The sequence below is a fragment of the Neoroseomonas lacus genome, from assembly GCF_014644535.1.
Taxonomy (GTDB): domain Bacteria; phylum Pseudomonadota; class Alphaproteobacteria; order Acetobacterales; family Acetobacteraceae; genus Neoroseomonas; species Neoroseomonas lacus.
Map to the genome: position 1 here is coordinate 30,133 of NZ_BMKW01000021.1, position 16,233 is coordinate 46,365.

Annotated in this window: 11 protein-coding genes; 6 read left to right on the plus strand and 5 right to left on the minus strand. The window is 65.7% G+C overall.

What is annotated here, in order from left to right:
* Positions 1–63: 63 nt before the first annotated feature.
* A complete protein-coding gene (locus IEY36_RS28020) occupies positions 64–1,881 on the plus strand; it encodes an ABC transporter ATP-binding protein/permease (protein WP_188973219.1) in 1,818 nt (605 codons plus the stop codon).
* Positions 1,882–1,929: 48 nt separating this feature from the next.
* Here IEY36_RS28020 and IEY36_RS28025 read toward each other — a convergent pair whose 3' ends face one another.
* Both IEY36_RS28025 and IEY36_RS28030 read right to left on the minus strand, forming a co-directional pair.
* A complete protein-coding gene (locus IEY36_RS28025) occupies positions 1,930–2,526 on the minus strand; it encodes an exopolysaccharide biosynthesis protein (RefSeq protein WP_229681639.1) in 597 nt (198 codons plus the stop codon).
* 98 nt (positions 2,527–2,624) lie between these two features.
* The gene (locus IEY36_RS28030) at positions 2,625–2,987 is read right to left on the minus strand and encodes a response regulator (RefSeq protein WP_229681640.1); all 363 of its coding nucleotides are present in this window, start codon (positions 2,985–2,987) and stop codon (positions 2,625–2,627) included.
* Between the two features lie 280 nt (positions 2,988–3,267).
* Here IEY36_RS28030 and IEY36_RS28035 point away from each other — a divergent pair, with 280 nt between their 5' ends.
* Positions 3,268–7,587, plus strand: coding sequence for a chemotaxis protein CheB (locus IEY36_RS28035; protein ID WP_188973221.1), 4,320 nt, complete (start codon positions 3,268–3,270; stop codon positions 7,585–7,587).
* 505 nt (positions 7,588–8,092) lie between these two features.
* Here the strand turns inward: IEY36_RS28035 and IEY36_RS28040 are convergent.
* Both IEY36_RS28040 and nhaA read right to left on the minus strand, forming a co-directional pair.
* On the minus strand, positions 8,093–8,260 hold the full coding sequence (locus IEY36_RS28040; RefSeq protein WP_188973223.1) for a hypothetical protein: 168 nt from the start codon (positions 8,258–8,260) through the stop codon (positions 8,093–8,095).
* 316 nt (positions 8,261–8,576) lie between these two features.
* Positions 8,577–9,971, minus strand: a complete 1,395-nt coding sequence (nhaA, locus tag IEY36_RS28045; RefSeq protein WP_229681641.1) for a Na+/H+ antiporter NhaA — start codon at positions 9,969–9,971, stop codon at positions 8,577–8,579.
* A gap of 264 nt (positions 9,972–10,235) precedes the next feature.
* Between nhaA and IEY36_RS28050 the strand changes: the two genes are divergently transcribed.
* A complete protein-coding gene (locus IEY36_RS28050; protein WP_188973227.1) occupies positions 10,236–10,754 on the plus strand; it encodes a PRC-barrel domain-containing protein in 519 nt (172 codons plus the stop codon).
* A 193-nt stretch (positions 10,755–10,947) separates the two neighbouring features.
* Here IEY36_RS28050 and IEY36_RS28055 read toward each other — a convergent pair whose 3' ends face one another.
* A complete protein-coding gene (locus IEY36_RS28055; RefSeq protein WP_188973229.1) occupies positions 10,948–11,502 on the minus strand; it encodes a sigma-70 family RNA polymerase sigma factor in 555 nt (184 codons plus the stop codon).
* Positions 11,503–11,989: 487 nt separating this feature from the next.
* On the opposite strand from IEY36_RS28055, the gene IEY36_RS28060 reads away from it, so the two are divergent.
* The 3 genes from IEY36_RS28060 (at position 11,990) to IEY36_RS28070 (ending at position 16,231) form a co-directional block, all read left to right on the plus strand.
* Positions 11,990–12,196: a cold-shock protein gene (locus tag IEY36_RS28060; protein ID WP_188973232.1), complete on the plus strand. Its 207-nt coding sequence runs from the start codon at positions 11,990–11,992 to the stop codon at positions 12,194–12,196.
* A 397-nt stretch (positions 12,197–12,593) separates the two neighbouring features.
* Positions 12,594–14,939 carry a glycosyltransferase family 4 protein gene (locus IEY36_RS28065; protein ID WP_188973234.1) on the plus strand — a complete coding sequence of 782 codons (2,346 nt, stop codon included), beginning with the start codon at positions 12,594–12,596 and terminating at the stop codon, positions 14,937–14,939.
* A complete protein-coding gene (locus IEY36_RS28070; RefSeq protein ID WP_229681642.1) occupies positions 14,936–16,231 on the plus strand; it encodes a glycoside hydrolase family 130 protein in 1,296 nt (431 codons plus the stop codon). Before IEY36_RS28065 ends, IEY36_RS28070 begins: the two co-directional genes overlap by 4 nt.
* Positions 16,232–16,233: the final 2 nt, after the last annotated feature.

Sequence of the window (16,233 nt, forward strand, 5' to 3'; positions counted from 1 at the left end):
ATCACATCGCATCCGGCCCGGGCTCCGCCTGCCCCAGGTACACGAAATCCGGAAAGGGGTTCGATGAGCAGCACCGCCGAACCGAGCCACCCGCAGCGGTTCTTCCGCGACTTCATCAGGATCGCCGGCCCCTATTGGACGGGACCGAAGCGATGGCGACCGCGCCTGCTGACCGCGGCGCTCGCCCTGCTCGTGGTCGCTCAGGTGGCGCTCGCGATCCGACTCAACATCTGGAGCGCAGACCTGTTCGATGCGCTGGAACGGCGCTCGACTGACCGCGCCATGGCCCAGATCGGCATCTTCGGCCTCATCGTGCTTGGCACCATGGCGGCCAACACGGCGCATTTGGTGGTTCGCCGGCGCCTGCAATTCGACTGGCGACGCTGGCTGACGACGCGGGTGATCGGCGAATGGATGGAGGATGCGCGGCACTATCAGGCCGACCTCGTTCCCGGCGACCACGCCAACCCGGACGGGCGCATCGCCGAGGACGTCCGCATCGCCACCGAAGTCGCCATCGATCTGGCCAGCAGCCTGTTCTACTGCGTCCTCCTGCTGATCACCTTCGTCGGTATCCTGTGGTCGCTGTCGGGCTGGATCCGTGTGGCAGGCCTGGATGTTCCCGGACATCTCGTCGCGCTCGCCTTCGGCTATGCCGGTACCGGCGCCGTCGTTGCCTTCCTGCTGGGCCGGCCTCTCGTGCGCGCCACCGATACGCGACAGACGAGGGAGGCCGAGTTCCGTTTCAGCCTGGTACGCGCGCATGAGAGCGGGGAGCCGATCGCCGTCGCGCGCGGCGAATCTCTGGAGCGTGAACGCCTCGAGACCGTCTTCGAGACCATCGCGCAATCCTGGCGCGACCAATCCGCGGGACTGGCGCGCCTGCTGGCCTTTTCCTCCGGTTACGTGGCCCTTGCCGGCGTGCTTCCCATCCTGGTCGGAACGCCACGGTTCCTCGAGGGAGCGCTTTCTCTCGGTCGCCTGATGCAGTCCGGGCAGGCGTTCCAGCAGGTCACGGCGGCGTTGTCCTGGCCTGTCGACAACCTTGCCCTGATCGCCGGATGGCGCGCCTCGGTGGAGCGCATCCTGATGCTCGACGAAGCGGTGCGCATCGTCGCCCTGGAAGCCGCACGCGTGGGTGAGACCGCAATCAACCTGGATCGCGTGCCGACGTCGCAGCTCGGGGTCCGGGATCTCTGGGTCGCAGCACCCGACGGCACCGCCATGCTCTCCGACCTAAACCTGACAGTAGAGCCGGGCGAGCATGTCCTGGTGACTGGCGACCCCGAGGCGGCGAGCGCGCTGTTCCGCGTGCTGGCCGGCATCTGGCCCTGGGGCCGCGGCCAGGTGAATCTGCCGGCCGATGCTGGAATGATTGCGGTCGGTCCCTGGCCATTCCTGCCGCAGGGATCATTGCGGCAGGCACTGGCATTTCCGGAGCCGGCGGACGCTCACGACGATGCGGCGCTGCAAGCCGCCCTCGCCAGCGTGGGACTGGCGCATCTCGCAGAACGGCTGGACGAGACAGCCGACTGGGCGCGCGTGCTGACAGCGGCAGAAATCCAGCGGCTGTCCTTCGCGCGGCTCATTCTTTTTCGCCCGCAATGGATCGTACTGGGCGATGCGACGGATGCGCTCGACCCGGCCTCGGCCGACCTCATGCTGCGCCTGATCGTGGACCTGCTGCCGCAAGCCGGCATCGTCCTGATCGGGCGGCACCCGGGATCGGCGGAGATCTTCAACCGGCGGCTGACACTGGAGCGTGCGGCCGACGGCGAAGTCCTGCTCAATGAGGTCTATGCACGGCGCCAGGCGGCGAAGGTGCCACGCCCCAGGCCGCTCAGCGTCATCGATCGGTTGCGAGAAGGCTACGGGCGCTGATCCCGGACGCATCGACTACTCGAGCAGATGCCGCGCGCAGCACCCCGTTCAGAGAAGTCCAGGCAACCAGCCCGCGGCGCTCGCCGTCTCCCATAGGAGGATGCCAGTCGTTGCAAGGATGGCGAGCGCCGCCAGCAGCGCGGCGCACAACAGCAGACCGTCCTCCTCAAGATACGCGAAGGCGATCAGCGTGATCGCCAGACCGGGCAAGACATTGCTCAAGGGCAGCGGGACCAGGAGGCTGGCGCCGAGGAGAAGTACGATGCTACCGACCACCCGCTTCGTCGCCTCGAACGGCGTATACCATCGCGGGCGGATAAATCGCTCCAGCCAGCGTATGACAGGGACCGCTCGACGGACCATGGCGGCGAGCCTGCGTGCCTCGAAATGCCTTTCGCCGACACGATCTGGGAAGACCGGACTGCCGCGGGCCAACATCATCTGCATCGCGAGCACCATCAGCAATATGCCGGCGACGGCCGAGACACCCGGCAGAAGACCAAGGATCGCCAGAAGCAGAAGCACGATGCCGAACGAACGGTCGCCCAGGCGCTCCAGGAGCCAATTGAGCGTTACCTGCTTCTCGGCAACGACAGCATCGAGCATCGCTTCCAAGGCGAAGGAGGTAGGTGGGCGCAGGATCATGACGCCGCCAGCATAGACACGCGGGGCGGTAGCGGATCAACCGATCGCATTCCGCTCGGCGGAGGCCATCGGCACGTGACGGTGAACGGACCGCCGTCCTACTGGCCCGCACCGCAAATGAGAACAACACTGAGAACACGTTGGATGGCTTCGGCGAGGTCGGTGTCGCGATAGGGCTTCTCAAGCGCCGCCGAGCCAGGCCGCAGCGCAAGGGAACGACAATCATCGCCACTGACGAAGATATGCGGCACGAAACCGGATCGGATGATCTCTCTGACCGCCAAGATGCCACTGCCATCACGCAGCCGCACATCGACGATCATGAGGTCGGGGCGAGATCGCTCGACCGCCACCAGCGCGCCGGCCACGCTACTGACGATGCCGGCGACGCCATGGCCCATATCCGTCAGCACTCTCGCCAACAGCATGGCGATGATGCATTCGTCTTCCAGGATGAGCACGCGGCTCGCCTTCAACACCTCGTCCGGCCTCCCAGTCATGCCACGGTACTGCACGGACCGTCCCGCACGGCATGCGCAGCGCACCTCTCCCGTCCGCGCGGCACGCGCGTACGTAAGCGGCGATGACGAGAGTGGCAGCATAGCCACCGTGTGCAGAACCCTCGGAAACTACGCAGAAGCATGAAGCAGGATCGACTGGCCGCACCGATTGATCGGACGCAAGGCGTTTGCCGTGCTACGATGCCCTTCTCAGTGGCCTCATTGGAGGCAACCAGCGGAGATGATGGCCGGACGTGACCTGAATCCGGCGGGGCCGCATTCGCGGCAAACGTCGCCTTTGAGCGTTGACCCTGATGCCTTCCCGGTTGTCGGCATCGGCGCTTCGGCCGGCGGCCTCGACGCTTGCCGCAAACTCCTGGACGCGCTGCCTGCCAGCAATGGCATGGCCTTCATCCTGATCCAGCACCTCGACCCGACGCATGAGAGCATGATGGTGAACCTGCTCGCCGGGCACACCGGGATGGCGGTGCGCCAGGCGGACGACGGCATGACGCTGGAGCCGGACCACCTCTACCTCATTCCGCCGGGCACATACCTTTCCGTCCAAGGCGGCGCGCTGCATCTGTCGCCACCGCAGGCGCGCCACGGTGCGCGCCTGCCATTCGATTTCCTTCTGCACTCGCTGGCTGGAGCGTATGGCTCGCGTGCCATCTGCGTCATCCTCTCCGGCACGGGGATGGACGGTAGCCTCGGCGCGCGGGCCGTGAAGGACAAGGGCGGCCTCGTCATCGCGCAGGATCCGACCGAGGCCGCCTTCGACGGCATGCCGCGCGCGGCGATGGCCACCGGTGCGGTCGATCTCGTCCTGCCTGTGGCCGAGATCCCGAACGCTATTCTGCGTCCGCGCCATCGCACGCAGGGGGGTGCCGCCGACAAGGACTACCTGCCCGACATCATCGCCCTTCTCGCCGCCAAGACCGGGCAGGACTTCGCGCTCTACAAGCCCGGCACCCTGCGGCGACGCGCCGAGCGCCGCATGACGCTGGCAGGAATGGAACGCAGGTCGATCGATCGCTACCTTGATCTGCTCCGGCGAGATGACAAGGAACTCGAGGAACTCGCCAAGGATCTGCACATCCACGTGACCCGCTTCTTCCGGGACCAGAAGGTGTTCGACGCGCTGGAGACGACCATCCTGCCGGATCTCGTGCGGAACCATTCGCCCGACCGTCCGCTTCGCATCTGGATCGCGGGATGCAGCACGGGGGAGGAGACCTATTCCCTGGCGATGCTCCTGCTGGAGCAGATCGCCGCAGCAGGCCGCGACATCAGGCTCCAGGTCTTCGCCTCCGATATCGACCCGGATGCTGTCGCAAGCGCGCGAGAGGGTCTCTACCCGGACAGCATCACGGAAGCTGTGTCTCCCGCGCGGCTCGCCCGCTTCTTCAATAAGGAGGAACGTGGCTACCGCGTCGTGCCGGATCTGCGCGGGAAGGTGATCTTCGCGGTGCAGGACATTCTGGCCGATCCCCCCTTCTCGCGCCTTGATCTCGTCTCGTGCCGGAACCTGCTCATCTATCTTGGGCCGGAGGCACAGGCGCGGATTATCGCCTTGTTCCACTTCGCCCTGCGCCCTGGCGGTGTGCTCCTGCTCGGCAGTGCAGAGACGGTGGGCAGCGGCGATGATGGCTTCGCGGTGATTGCCGGAACGGAGCGCATCTATCGCCGCATCGGCCGCAGCCGCTCCAGTGAACTCCGCGTCGCGAACACCACCGATGACGGTGCGCGAGCCGCGCCGCGCCTGGGGTCGATCGTCGCGCCGACGCGCCCGGCGGCATTGGCTGAACTGTGCCGCCGTCTTGTGATCGACGCTTTTGCGCCGGCAGCGGTCCTGATCGACCGCAACAACGCCTGTCTCTATTCTCTGGGGCCAACGGACCGATACCTGCGCCTGGCGCCGGGACATCCGACCCACGACCTGCTCGCGATGGCCCCACCGGCTTTGCGCGCCAGGCTGCGTACGGCGATCCATAAGGCCGGCGAAGGGAGGATGCGCGTCATCCTTCCCGGTGGCCGCACGCAACAGGGCGGCACGCCTGCGCAGTTCAATATCGACGTGCGGCCCGTGCTACACGATGGCGAAACGCTGTTCCTGCTCTGCTTCGTCGATGCGCCGGCCCTGCCGGCCGCGCCGCGTGCTGCCGCAGGGCCGAAGGACCTCCCGCGAATTTCCGAGCTTGAGCAGGAACTCGAAGCGACCCGCATGGAACTACAGGCGGCCATCCACAATCTGGAACGCGCCGCGGATGAGCAGAAGACGATCCATGACGAAGCGCTCTCGATCAACGAGGAATACCAATCCGCGAACGAGGAGCTGCTGACCTCGAAGGAGGAGCTGCAGTCGCTGAATGAAGAACTGACGGCGCTCAACGGCCAACTCCAGGAGACACTCGAACGGCAGCGCACCACCTCGGACGATTTGCAGAACGTGCTGTACAGCACGGATGTGGCGACGATCTTCCTCGACCCGAGCCTCCGGATACGCTTCTTCACGCCTGCCACGAAGGCGCTGTTTCAGGTCATTCCGGGCGATGTCGGGCGGCCGCTCGCCGATCTGCGATCGCTGGCGGCCGACGAGACGCTTCTGGCCGATGCACAGACGGTGCTGACGACGGCGGTCCCGAAGGGGCGGGAGATTGAGGGCCGGGACGGCCGTTGGTTCATGCGGCGGATCCAGCCCTATCGCACGCATGAGGGCCGGGTGGAGGGCGTCGTCATCACCTTCACCGACACCACCGAACGCAAGCATGCAACCGCGGCGCTCGAGGCCGCCAAGCACGTCGCCGAGCAGGCCAGTGTCGCGAAGTCGCGCTTCCTTGCCGCGGCGAGCCATGACCTGCGGCAGCCACTCCAGACACTGGTGTTGCTGCAGGGGCTGCTCGCGAAGGCCGTGCAGGGCAAGCCGGGGCAGGATCTGGTGGCCCTGCTGGATCCGACCCTGAGCGCCATGTCCAGCATGTTGAACACGCTATTGGACATCAATCAGATCGAGACAGGCACTGTGACCACGCAGGTCACGAGCGTTCCCGTGAACGACGTCCTGACCCGGATGCAGCAGGAATTCACGTATCACGCACTCGCGCAGGGGCTTGTGCTGCACGTCGTGCCCTGCGGCCTGTCGGTACGCACCGATCGGCGCCTGTTCGAGCAGATGATCCGCAATCTGTTGTCGAATGCATTCAAGTACACACGGCAAGGCAGGATACTGCTCGGCTGTCGTCGGCGCGCAGGGATGCTTCGGATCGAAGTCTGGGATACCGGGATCGGCATCGCGCCGGACGAACAGCAGGCGATCTTCGAGGAATATCATCAGGTCGATAATGCCGCACGCGAGCGGAGCCGTGGGCTCGGACTCGGGCTGTCGATCGTCCGACGCCTGGGCGTGATGCTCGGCCATCCGGTGCAGGTTCGCTCCGAGCCTGGTCGGGGTTCGGTCTTCAGCATTGATGTGGCCTTGACCCCGCATGGCTGCGATGCGCTTCCGCTACCGACGACCGTGCAAGCCGATGATGCAGACGACGCGCGCCGCAGTGGCGTGATCCTGCTGGTGGAGGACGATCCCGAGGTGCGCGACCTCCTGACCCGGGTGTTGGAGGGAGAAGGCCATCGGGTGATCGCGGCGCCCGACGGCAGCACCGCGCTCGATCTGGTGACAGGTGGAGGCCTCCGGCCGGATCTCCTTCTCGTGGACTACAACCTCCCGGGCGGCATGGATGGCCTGCAACTGTCCGCGACGTTGCGGGATAGACTGCATCATCATGTGCCGGCCATCATGCTGACCGGTGACATCTCGACCAGCACGCTCCGTGAGATTGCACTGCTGGACTGCGTGCGGCTGCACAAGCCGGTGAAGCTGCCTGAACTGAGCGAGACGATTCAGCACCTCCTGGTGTCAGCGCCATCCCTGGCGCGTGCCGCCGACGCGGCGTCGCCGACCATCTTCATCATCGACGACGACAGCCAGGTGCGCGCCGCCATCCGTGCCGTACTTGAGGATGCGGGCATGCTTGTTGAGGATCATGCAGACGCCAAGGCGTTCCTCGATGCCTATCGGCCTGGCGGCGAGGGGTGCGTGCTGGTCGATGCCCGCCTGCCCGGGATGGATGGTCTGGAGCTGCTGGATCGGTTCCGGGCCGCGGGCCATCGGCTGCCGACGATCATGATCACCGGCCATGGCGATGTGAGGATGGTGGTGCAGGCGATGAAGGCGGGTGCGGTGGACTTCATCGAGAAACCCGTCAGCCGCGACGATCTGCTCGCCAGCATCGGCCGGGCACTCGAACGGGCGCGGGATTCGAGCAAAAGGCTAGCTTGGCACGACAGTGCCGCGAACAGCATCGCGGGCCTGACGGAGCGGCAGCGCGAGGTGATGGATCGGGTTCTCGCGGGGCACCCCAGCAAGAACATCGCCGCGGATCTCGGTATCAGCCAGCGCACCGTGGAGAATCACCGCGCCGCGGTCATGCGGAAGACTGGGGCTGCGTCGCTGCCTGCCTTGGCCCGACTGGCCCTCGCCGCGGCCGCAGGCGCGCAACAATGAGTGGTCGCCGGCGTTCCGCGATTAGGTAGTTTCCGAGGCTGGCACCTCTGTGCGTGGCGGCGTCTCCTGGCCATGCCGGCGTCCGTGAGGGCCGTCCGAGGTGACTGCAGAGCCAACCACGATCCGGGCCGATAACCCCCGACACTCGCAGTTGTGCCTTTGTCACTCGGCGATCGGCCTCACGTGCCCGCGGGATCCTGGAGATCACCATGACGCAGTCGCCATCCCACTCCCCGACCGACAGCCTGCTGACGATCCTGTTTGACCACGGAGTCGTCTCACGCGCCTTCGCTGGAAGCGTCACACTTGGCGATATTGCACAGATGCGAGGACGTGTGGCGCCCGGCCGCTACGGGGATCCGGTTGCCATTTCGGTCGTTCTTGGACATCCAGGCGCAGACGCGTCCGGCGATGGTTCGGCGTCCCGACACTGATCCGGATGCTTCCACCGGCATCGTCAGGATGCCGGCCGTAGATCTCCCGATCCTGTTCGAGATGTCCCAGGTTACCGAGTGTCGATGGGCGGGTTGAAGTTCCGGCCTTCCCAGAAGCAGTCGGCCGCGCCGGCCCCGTATTGCCCCGCCGGGGTCGGCGCATTCTTCATGACACCATCAAGCTGCATGCGCACCGTGGCGTCGTCCGAACCCGCGCTCGCATGACAGGGCATTGTCATTGGGCCGCCTGTTCGATGCGCCGCGCCGTCGGCGGCCCCGATCCCCGATGTCTCTATCCTTTTCGGGCAGGCGGGGGCGCTGCCTGCGCCCGTGTGGCGGAGAAGGGAGACGCAGTGGCGATGACCTTCACCTTCGGTTGCTTGGGTTTCTTCGCTTCCCGGCTGTTCCGCTTCTGACTCTTGGCCATTGCTCTCTCCTGTGGTTGGCGGGCGCAGCACGACGCTGGTCGTCCGGCGCAGCCTCACGTCACGTTGCGGTCTGCTTGGCCGCGAGTGATGTGCCTGCACGGTGCACGTCGTGATCCGCACTGTGGAATCACAGGGCGCGGGGAAGCATGATCTCATGCTGTCCGGCATCGGCAGCGCTCGCGATAGCCGCCCTACGGCGCCCGATATGACCAAGCCATGCCAGCAGCGAGAGTCCCCCCGCCGCCGAGATGACGGAGGCGACCAGGATGCCCAGCTTCGCGGCCTCAAGCAGTTCATCCTTGAAGGCAAGCTCGGCGATGAACAACGCCATGGTGAAGCCGATGCCAGCGAGCATGCCGCCGCCGGCCAGGACGCCCCAGCCCAGGGCCTTCGGTCGCACAGCCACGCCTGAGCGTACCGCCAGCCAGGCGAAGGCCAGGATCCCGACCGGCTTGCCAAGAGCAAAGCCGATCACCACGGCCAAGGTGACCGGATTGGCAAGACCGGCGAGGGAAACATGCACACCGGCATTGGCCAGTGCGAACAGCGGCATGACGCCGAATGCCACCCAGGGATGCAGGATCAATTCCAGTCGCTCCACCGGTGCCAGTGCTTCCCGCGTCGCCTTGCCAGCCGAGCGCAGCAACTTCCTGTCCTCGGTATCCCCGCTCCAGTGGTTGCCGGGTGGATAGGCGAGAACGCGGCGCAGGATGGCGCGCAGCCGCCGGTCGCTGACCCAGCCGCGCGTCGGCGTCAACAAGCCGAGCGCCACGCCGGCAACCGTGGGGTGGATCCCCGAGGCATCAATGGCAAGCCAGATCAGGATGCCCGCCAGCACATAGATCAGCACGTTCCGGATACCGAGCTGCCTCAAGCCATACACGATCGCGAGACCCGTGATGCCGACGGCGAGCGCGACCCAGCCGACGCCACTGCTGTAGCCGATCGCGACGACCAGGATGGCGCCGATGTCGTCAACCACCGCGAGAGACAGCAGGAAGACGCGCAGCCGCCGCGGCGCATTCCGGCCCAGCAGCGCCAGGCAGCCGATGACGAAGGCTGTGTCGGTCGCCATGACCACACCCCAACCGTGTTCGCCAGGCTGGCCGAACTGCAGCATGAGGTAGAGCGCCGCCGGCGCCAGCATGCCGCCCGCGGCGGCAGCAATCGACAATGCGGCGACGCGTGGCTCCCTGAGCTCGCCGACGACCAGTTCGCGCTTGAGCTCGAGCGCGACGACGAAGAAGAAGAACGTCATCAGGCCATCGTTGATCCAGTCGCGAAGCGGGCGCTGGAACTGAAAGGAGCCGGCACGCAGGCCGATGGGTGTGTCCCAAAAGGCCAAAAAGCCATCGGCCCATGCCGAATTCGACAGTCCGAAGGCGACCATGGCAGCGATGAGAAGGACGGCGCCGCTGACAGTCTCGATCCGCAGGAACCGCGCGAGCGGCCTGGTGAAGCGGTCGATCGGCTCCCTGGGCAGTCGCCCGAGCCGAGGGTCTGCCTTCTGGTCCTGATCCAAGACGGCTGACTCCGTTGCGTAGGCTTGGAACATGGTGATGACACGTGGTCGCTTCAGGACCGCGGCACCTTGCGGTACGTCGATTCCAGCACGCCTGGTGGGCCCTCACGCGCTTCGTCAATCGTAGGCGATCATGTGGGGCCGGTGCGGGATCAGTACACGATTCAAAACTCTATCCGAGCCCAGGCAACCTAAGAGGTCTCCGCCGGTTGCTCTTTCGATCGGCATATCCGCCGACCAGCGACCTCCCGGAGAATGCCACCCATGACCTCCCGCATCCTGATGCTGAAAGCCACCGTCTGCAGCGCGATGCTCGTCGTGCCGATGCTGGCCTACGCGCAGACGGCCGATAAGCCGCCCTCCGCCGCTCCGCAGACGACGCCGATGAACCCTGCCGTGCCCGGCATCGCCTCCTCGACGACCACGACGACGCCGGCCGCTCCGTCCGTCGCGGTTGCACCGGCGGCCGCCGCGACAGGTCTCTCGCCGATGCCGACCCACGCTTCGGCACAGCAGCGGACGAGCCGCATCGTCGGCTCCACCGTCTACAACAATGGGGGCGATTCGATCGGCTCCGTGGATGACCTGATCCTTGGGACCGGCCCTGCCGGACCGACGGCCGTGCTCTCGATCGGCGGCTTCCTGGGCATGGGCTCCCGTCTGGTGACGGTGCCGCTGCGCGATTTGACCTACAACCAGCAGACGAGCCGTTGGCACCTCGCCAGTGCGACGAAGGAGAACCTGGCCGCACGGCCTGCCTTCGCCTACGAGCCCCAAGGCTGATCCGGGATAGCGCCGCACCGACATGAACGCACCGCAGCGTCGTCCGGAGTACCGACGCTGCGGGTCGGCGGACTGGATCGTCCACTCCGTCCCTCATCACGCATCGTGTCTTCGAGGCGTCCTGAGCGATGACAATGTCCCTGGGAGACCGTCTCTTGATGCCAGTCTTGGTCCGCGTCGCGTGCCGAGCCACCTAGTGATAGGCAGACTGCATCTGCTTCCGCATTGCGGCCCGCGCACGATGCACCCGGCTCTTGATCGTGTTGACGGCGCAGTCGGCCGCCTTCGCCATGGCCGCGTAAGGAACCGATTCTTCAGAGGCCTGCCGCAGGACGAACTGCGCCGTGATGGGCAGAAGTTCGAACTGACGCTGCAGGTCCCGGAGTTCCAGCCCCTGCATCTGCGTGGGCGCAGTGCTCGCGATCTCCAGATCCACGTCATCCATGCATACAAGCCGTCGCTTGCTCGTCACGTATGCGGTGAGGAAGCGGTTGCGCACGATGGTGAAGGCCCAGGCACGAAAGTTGGTCCCTGGTTGGAATCGATCCGCCGCGGCCAGTATGCGGACGATGGAATCTTGAATCAGGTCTTCGCTGTCGTGATGATTGCGAGTCAGGGCACGGGCGTAGCCTTGCAGCGAAGGCAGCACCGCGAACAACGCGTCCGTGGCGCACGGTATTGGTGGATCCATCGCCATCGCAGGCGGATGCTCGCTGAATAGCGAGTCAGGCTGTCGAAGCGGCCTCATGGCCACTCTCCTCTTTCGATGTATCGGTGATGAGGTGAAGGCCGCCAGCAGTCATGGAGAGCCCGCGGCTCCAACGGCCGTCAGGTACATGATCGCCAGCTCTTGGATGCATGCCACTCAGCGCGAGCAGGCATCATGAAGCATCTATGCATCGACGTGACCATCACGACAGCATCGGCTTCTACTCAGTACCAGCACGGATGGCCTGCTGATCTGCATGTGGTGCCGTTCGATAGCCTGGCCCGATCGCGGGCGCTGCACGCATAGCTTCGTGGCGAACACACGTGCTGCGCTGTCTTGCGGTATTACCTCGGTCAGGGTTGTAGAGCGCGCGCCGACGTACCACTTGGAAAACCGTCAGAATCATCCGGTTCGGCCTGCCCTCCTTGCTCACGATCGAGCCCCGAGTCCGGTGCATCTTTCCCTACGAGCCTAGAACCCCGCGCGTTTCAGCGCGGCAGCAACGCGTCATGCGAGGAGCATCACAATGGCCGTAGGCACCGTGAAGTGGTTCAACGCGACGAAGGGCTACGGGTTCATCCAGCCGAGCGATGGATCGAAGGACGTCTTCCTCCACGCTGCTGACGTCGAGCGCGCGGGGATCGAGAGCCCGAAGGAAGGCCAGAAGCTGGAGTATGAGCTCCAGCAGGGCCAGCAAGGCAAGGTTTCGGCAGGCAATCTGAAGGTGGCGTAGGGCTAAGCGCGGCAGCACCGCGGTGCGATAATCTCGATGGACGAGGAGCACGCGCTCCGTCCATCGGAAGTTGCTAAACAGGCTGGCCTCGATCTGCATTCAGCATGAGGCCTTCTCCAGATTCGGACGCAACGTCAGCGCGCCATCGGCGTTACAGTCGGATGAGACATGCATTTGGTATCCGCGCACGATGACGAATAGGCCTGTCTCTGCCTGCTGGTTCTTGTAAGCGGCCTGCGACGCCCCTGTCTCAACGCGCGCTGCTGCGAGCCGCAGATCGCACGAGCCGAATCGCCGATGGGAAAGCAGGGGCGATGATGCCGCCAATGCGAGAGAACCTCGCGCATTGGACCCAATACAACCCGCCGGGAGGATCGGCAGCAGGAGCCACGCCACGATGAAGTCGTCAGTCTCGCCGCTCCACCGTATCGCCTTCCTCGGCAATCATCCCCCACGGATGTGCGGCCTCGCCACCTTCACGGGCGACCTGCGTAGTGCTGTCGCCGGCGCGCTACCCGACGCCGAGTGCTTCGTCCTGGCGATGACGGAGTCGGGTGCCAGCCACGCCTATCCGCCGGAGGTCTGGCTGCAGATCCCAGAGCACGACACGCGCGCCTATTGCCGCGCCGCTGAATTCCTCGGCGAGGTGAACGCCGATATTCTTTGTGTCCAGCACGAGTACGGCATCTTCGGCGATCGCGATGGGGAACGGGTGCTGACCCTGCTCGAAGGTGCCGCGATGCCGGTGGTGGCGACGCTGCACACCGTCCTGGACCACCCCACGCGCGGCCAGTTCCGCGTGATGGAGGAAGTGATCCGTCACGCCGGGCGGCTTGTGGTGATGACCGAGCGATCGCAGCGTATCCTCACGAGCGTTCACAACGTCCGCGCCGACCGCATCACCGTGATACCGCACGGGATCCCGGATATGCCGGCCGAGACGCCGCCCACCGGACACAAGGCCGAGTTCGACGCCGTCGGGCGGACAGTGCTGCTCACATTCGGGCTGCTGTCGCCTGGCAAGGGGATCGAGCAGGCCATTCGCGCCATGCCTGCGATCGTCGCGCGCCGACCGGATGCACTTTATCTCGTCGTCGGCGCCACCCATCCGAATATCCTGCGACGGGACGGCGAAGCGCATCGCGACTCCCTCAAGCGCCTCGCGGCGGAACTCGGTGTCAGCGACCATGTGCGTTTCCTCGACCGCTTCGTCGACTTGCCGACGCTGACACGCGCCATTGCCGCCGCGGATATCTACCTCACCCCGTATCTGAATGAGGCGCAGAGCGTCTCGGGAACACTCGCCTACAGTTTCGGGATGGGCAAGGCGGTGGTCTCGACACCCTATTGGCATGCAGCGGAACTGTTGGCGGAGGGGCGCGGCGTGTTGGTGCCCTTCACCGATCCGCCGGCGATTGCCGCCGCGGTGGTGGGCCTGCTCGCCGACCCTGACCGGCTGCGGGCGATGCGTGAGACGGCCTATACGCTTGGACACGACATGCGGTGGTCGCGCATCGGCGAGCGATATCGGGCGGTCTTCGACCAGGCGCGGCTGGAAGCGACGCGTCGCGCAAGGCCGCAACAGCTCAAGGCGACTGCGAAGGCGGGGGGTGCCGGCGTCGTCGCATCGCTGCGGCGGGGTGTCTCATCGCAGGGTGGCATCGTCCCGCCGGTGAACCTTGCGCATCTCGGGCAGCTGCTGGATGCCACCGGCCTCGCCCAGCACGCGACGTTGGCGATCATCAACCGCGCACATGGCTATTGTGTCGACGACAATGCCCGCGGGTTGATCCTCGCCACGCAATTGACCGCCGGCCGCGCGGCGCCGTCGCCCGCGGGTGATCTGTTCGGGATCACGGCAGCCTTCGTGCAGCACGCCTGGGATGCGGCGGCCGGACGGTTCCGCAACTTCATGGCTTATGACCGACGCTGGCTGGAAGCCGCCGGCTCCGACGACAGCCACGGTCGCGCCGTCTGGGCGATCGGCACCGTGGCCGCGAAGGCCGCCGACGCGTCGCATCGCGCCTGGGCTTATGGCCTGCTGGAACGGGCCGCGCCGCCCGTGCTCGCGCTGACCTCCCAGCGCGCCTGGGCCTTCGCCCTGTTGGGCATTGTCGAATCCCTCGCCGCACGACCGGAGGATTTGCGCCTGGCTCGGCTACGGACGGCCCTTGCGGAACGACTCTACGATCACCTGCGCGGTAATCGACGCCCAGGCTGGACCTGGTTCGAGGAGGTCGTCTCCTACGATAATGCCCGCCTGCCGCAGGCGCTGATCGCCGCTGGCCATCAGGCCGGGCGGCCGGAATGGGTCGCGCTCGGCATCGAGGCGCTTGACTGGCTCTGTCAGGCCCAGACCGCGGAGGCCGGGCATTTCCGCCCGATCGGCTCCGAGGGCTTTTGGCGTCGAGATGGCGAACGCGCGGTCTTCGACCAGCAGCCACTCGAGGCCGCCGCGACCATCAGTGCGTGCCTCGAAGCCTGGCGCGTGACCGGCCATGACGTCTGGCTGACCGAGGCCCAGCGCGCCTTCTCCTGGTTCCTCGGCGACAATGATCTCGGGCAGCCATTGTATGACGCACGTACCGGTGGATGCTGTGACGGGTTGTTGTGTGACCGTGTGAACGGAAACCAGGGTGCAGAATCGACGCTCGCCTTCCTGATGGCCTCGACCGAGCTTCGCGCTGCACTGACTGCAACGTCACTCAATCTTGCTGACGGCTTCGTGCAGGTCGCCGAGTGACCGACGGCTATGCCGGCCCGGTCAGGCTGCCGATCCTGATCGAACCCGACCCTGCCCGCGTCATCCTGCGCCCGTTTCTCTCCGCTCTTGATCCGCGGGACCTGCACCGGTCGGATCTGCTGCGCGCGACGCGTCTGATCGACCGGATCCTCGCGATGGACGTGACGGCGGTCGAAGCGGAATTAGCGACAACGCTGCGCGATTTCGGCGCACGCCATACCGACCTTGCGACCACCTTCGCCGAGCGCTACGCGCAGATCCGTGACCTACTGGGTCTGGAGGAAGACCCGATCGAGGCGCGCCGATTGCTGATCGGAGCCTTCTTCAGCAACGAGTACAGCTTCCAATCGACCGCGCTGTTCAACCCGTCGATCGTCCCGCATCCGGACCAGACGGGGCTTGATGCGGATGAGCTGCGCTTCGTGATGAGTCTGCGTGCCACCGGCGAGGGCCACATCAGTTCGATCTGCTTCTGCTCCGGCGTGGTCACCGGGGCGGGCGAGATCCGCCTTGATCCACCGGGCCGCTTCGCCACGACCCCACGGCGCAGCACCGCGGCGCGGCTGGCCGATGCCTACGATGTGACCTTTCAACCCGGCACGGAGCTGGGCGAGCGCGTCATCTTTCCGATCACCCCGCAGCAACGAAACGGCATCGAGGATGCGCGCCTGGTCCACTTCGTCGAAGATGACGGTCGCCTTACCTACTTCGCCACCTACACCGCCTATTCCGGCCGGGAGATCGCACCCGAGATGCTGCGGACCGACGATTTCCGACGCTTCTCTTTCATACCGCTGAGTGGGGATGCGGTCAGCAACAAGGGCATGGCGATGTTCCCGCGTCGCGTTGGTGGACGTTACGCGATGTTGGCGCGCTCGGATGGTGAGACGCTGCAGCTGGTCACGTCCGACGACCTACACGTCTGGAACGATGCGACGGAGATCCTCTCCGCGGCGGAGCCCTGGGAATTCGTGCAGATCGGCAATTGCGGCAGCCCGATCGAACTGCCGGAAGGTTGGCTTGTCATCACCCATGGTGTGGGCCCGATGCGTCGCTACTGCATCGGCGCGGCGCTGCTGGACCTGAACGATCCGAGTCGGATGATCGCGCGGTTGCGCAAGCCTCTGCTCACGGCGATCGGGGGCGAGCGAAACGGCTATGTGCCGAACGTCGTCTATTCCTGCGGTTCGTTGGTGCACGCAGGAAGGTTGATCCTGCCCTACGCGACTTCAGATACCGCCACGCGCTTTGCCGTGCTGCCCGTAGCGGATCTGCTCGGCGCGATGGGCTGAGG

Coding starts and splice junctions, on each gene's coding strand:
- IEY36_RS28055 (WP_188973229.1), bottom strand. CDS start 11,502: ATGAGGCCGCTTCGACAGCCTGACTCGCTATTCAGCGAGCATCCGCCT.
- IEY36_RS28040 (WP_188973223.1), bottom strand. CDS start 8,260: ATGACAATGCCCTGTCATGCGAGCGCGGGTTCGGACGACGCCACGGTG.
- IEY36_RS28025 (WP_229681639.1), bottom strand. CDS start 2,526: ATGATCCTGCGCCCACCTACCTCCTTCGCCTTGGAAGCGATGCTCGAT.
- IEY36_RS28035 (WP_188973221.1), top strand. CDS start 3,268: ATGATGGCCGGACGTGACCTGAATCCGGCGGGGCCGCATTCGCGGCAA.
- IEY36_RS28020 (WP_188973219.1), top strand. CDS start 64: ATGAGCAGCACCGCCGAACCGAGCCACCCGCAGCGGTTCTTCCGCGAC.
- IEY36_RS28050 (WP_188973227.1), top strand. CDS start 10,236: ATGACCTCCCGCATCCTGATGCTGAAAGCCACCGTCTGCAGCGCGATG.
- IEY36_RS28060 (WP_188973232.1), top strand. CDS start 11,990: ATGGCCGTAGGCACCGTGAAGTGGTTCAACGCGACGAAGGGCTACGGG.
- IEY36_RS28065 (WP_188973234.1), top strand. CDS start 12,594: ATGAAGTCGTCAGTCTCGCCGCTCCACCGTATCGCCTTCCTCGGCAAT.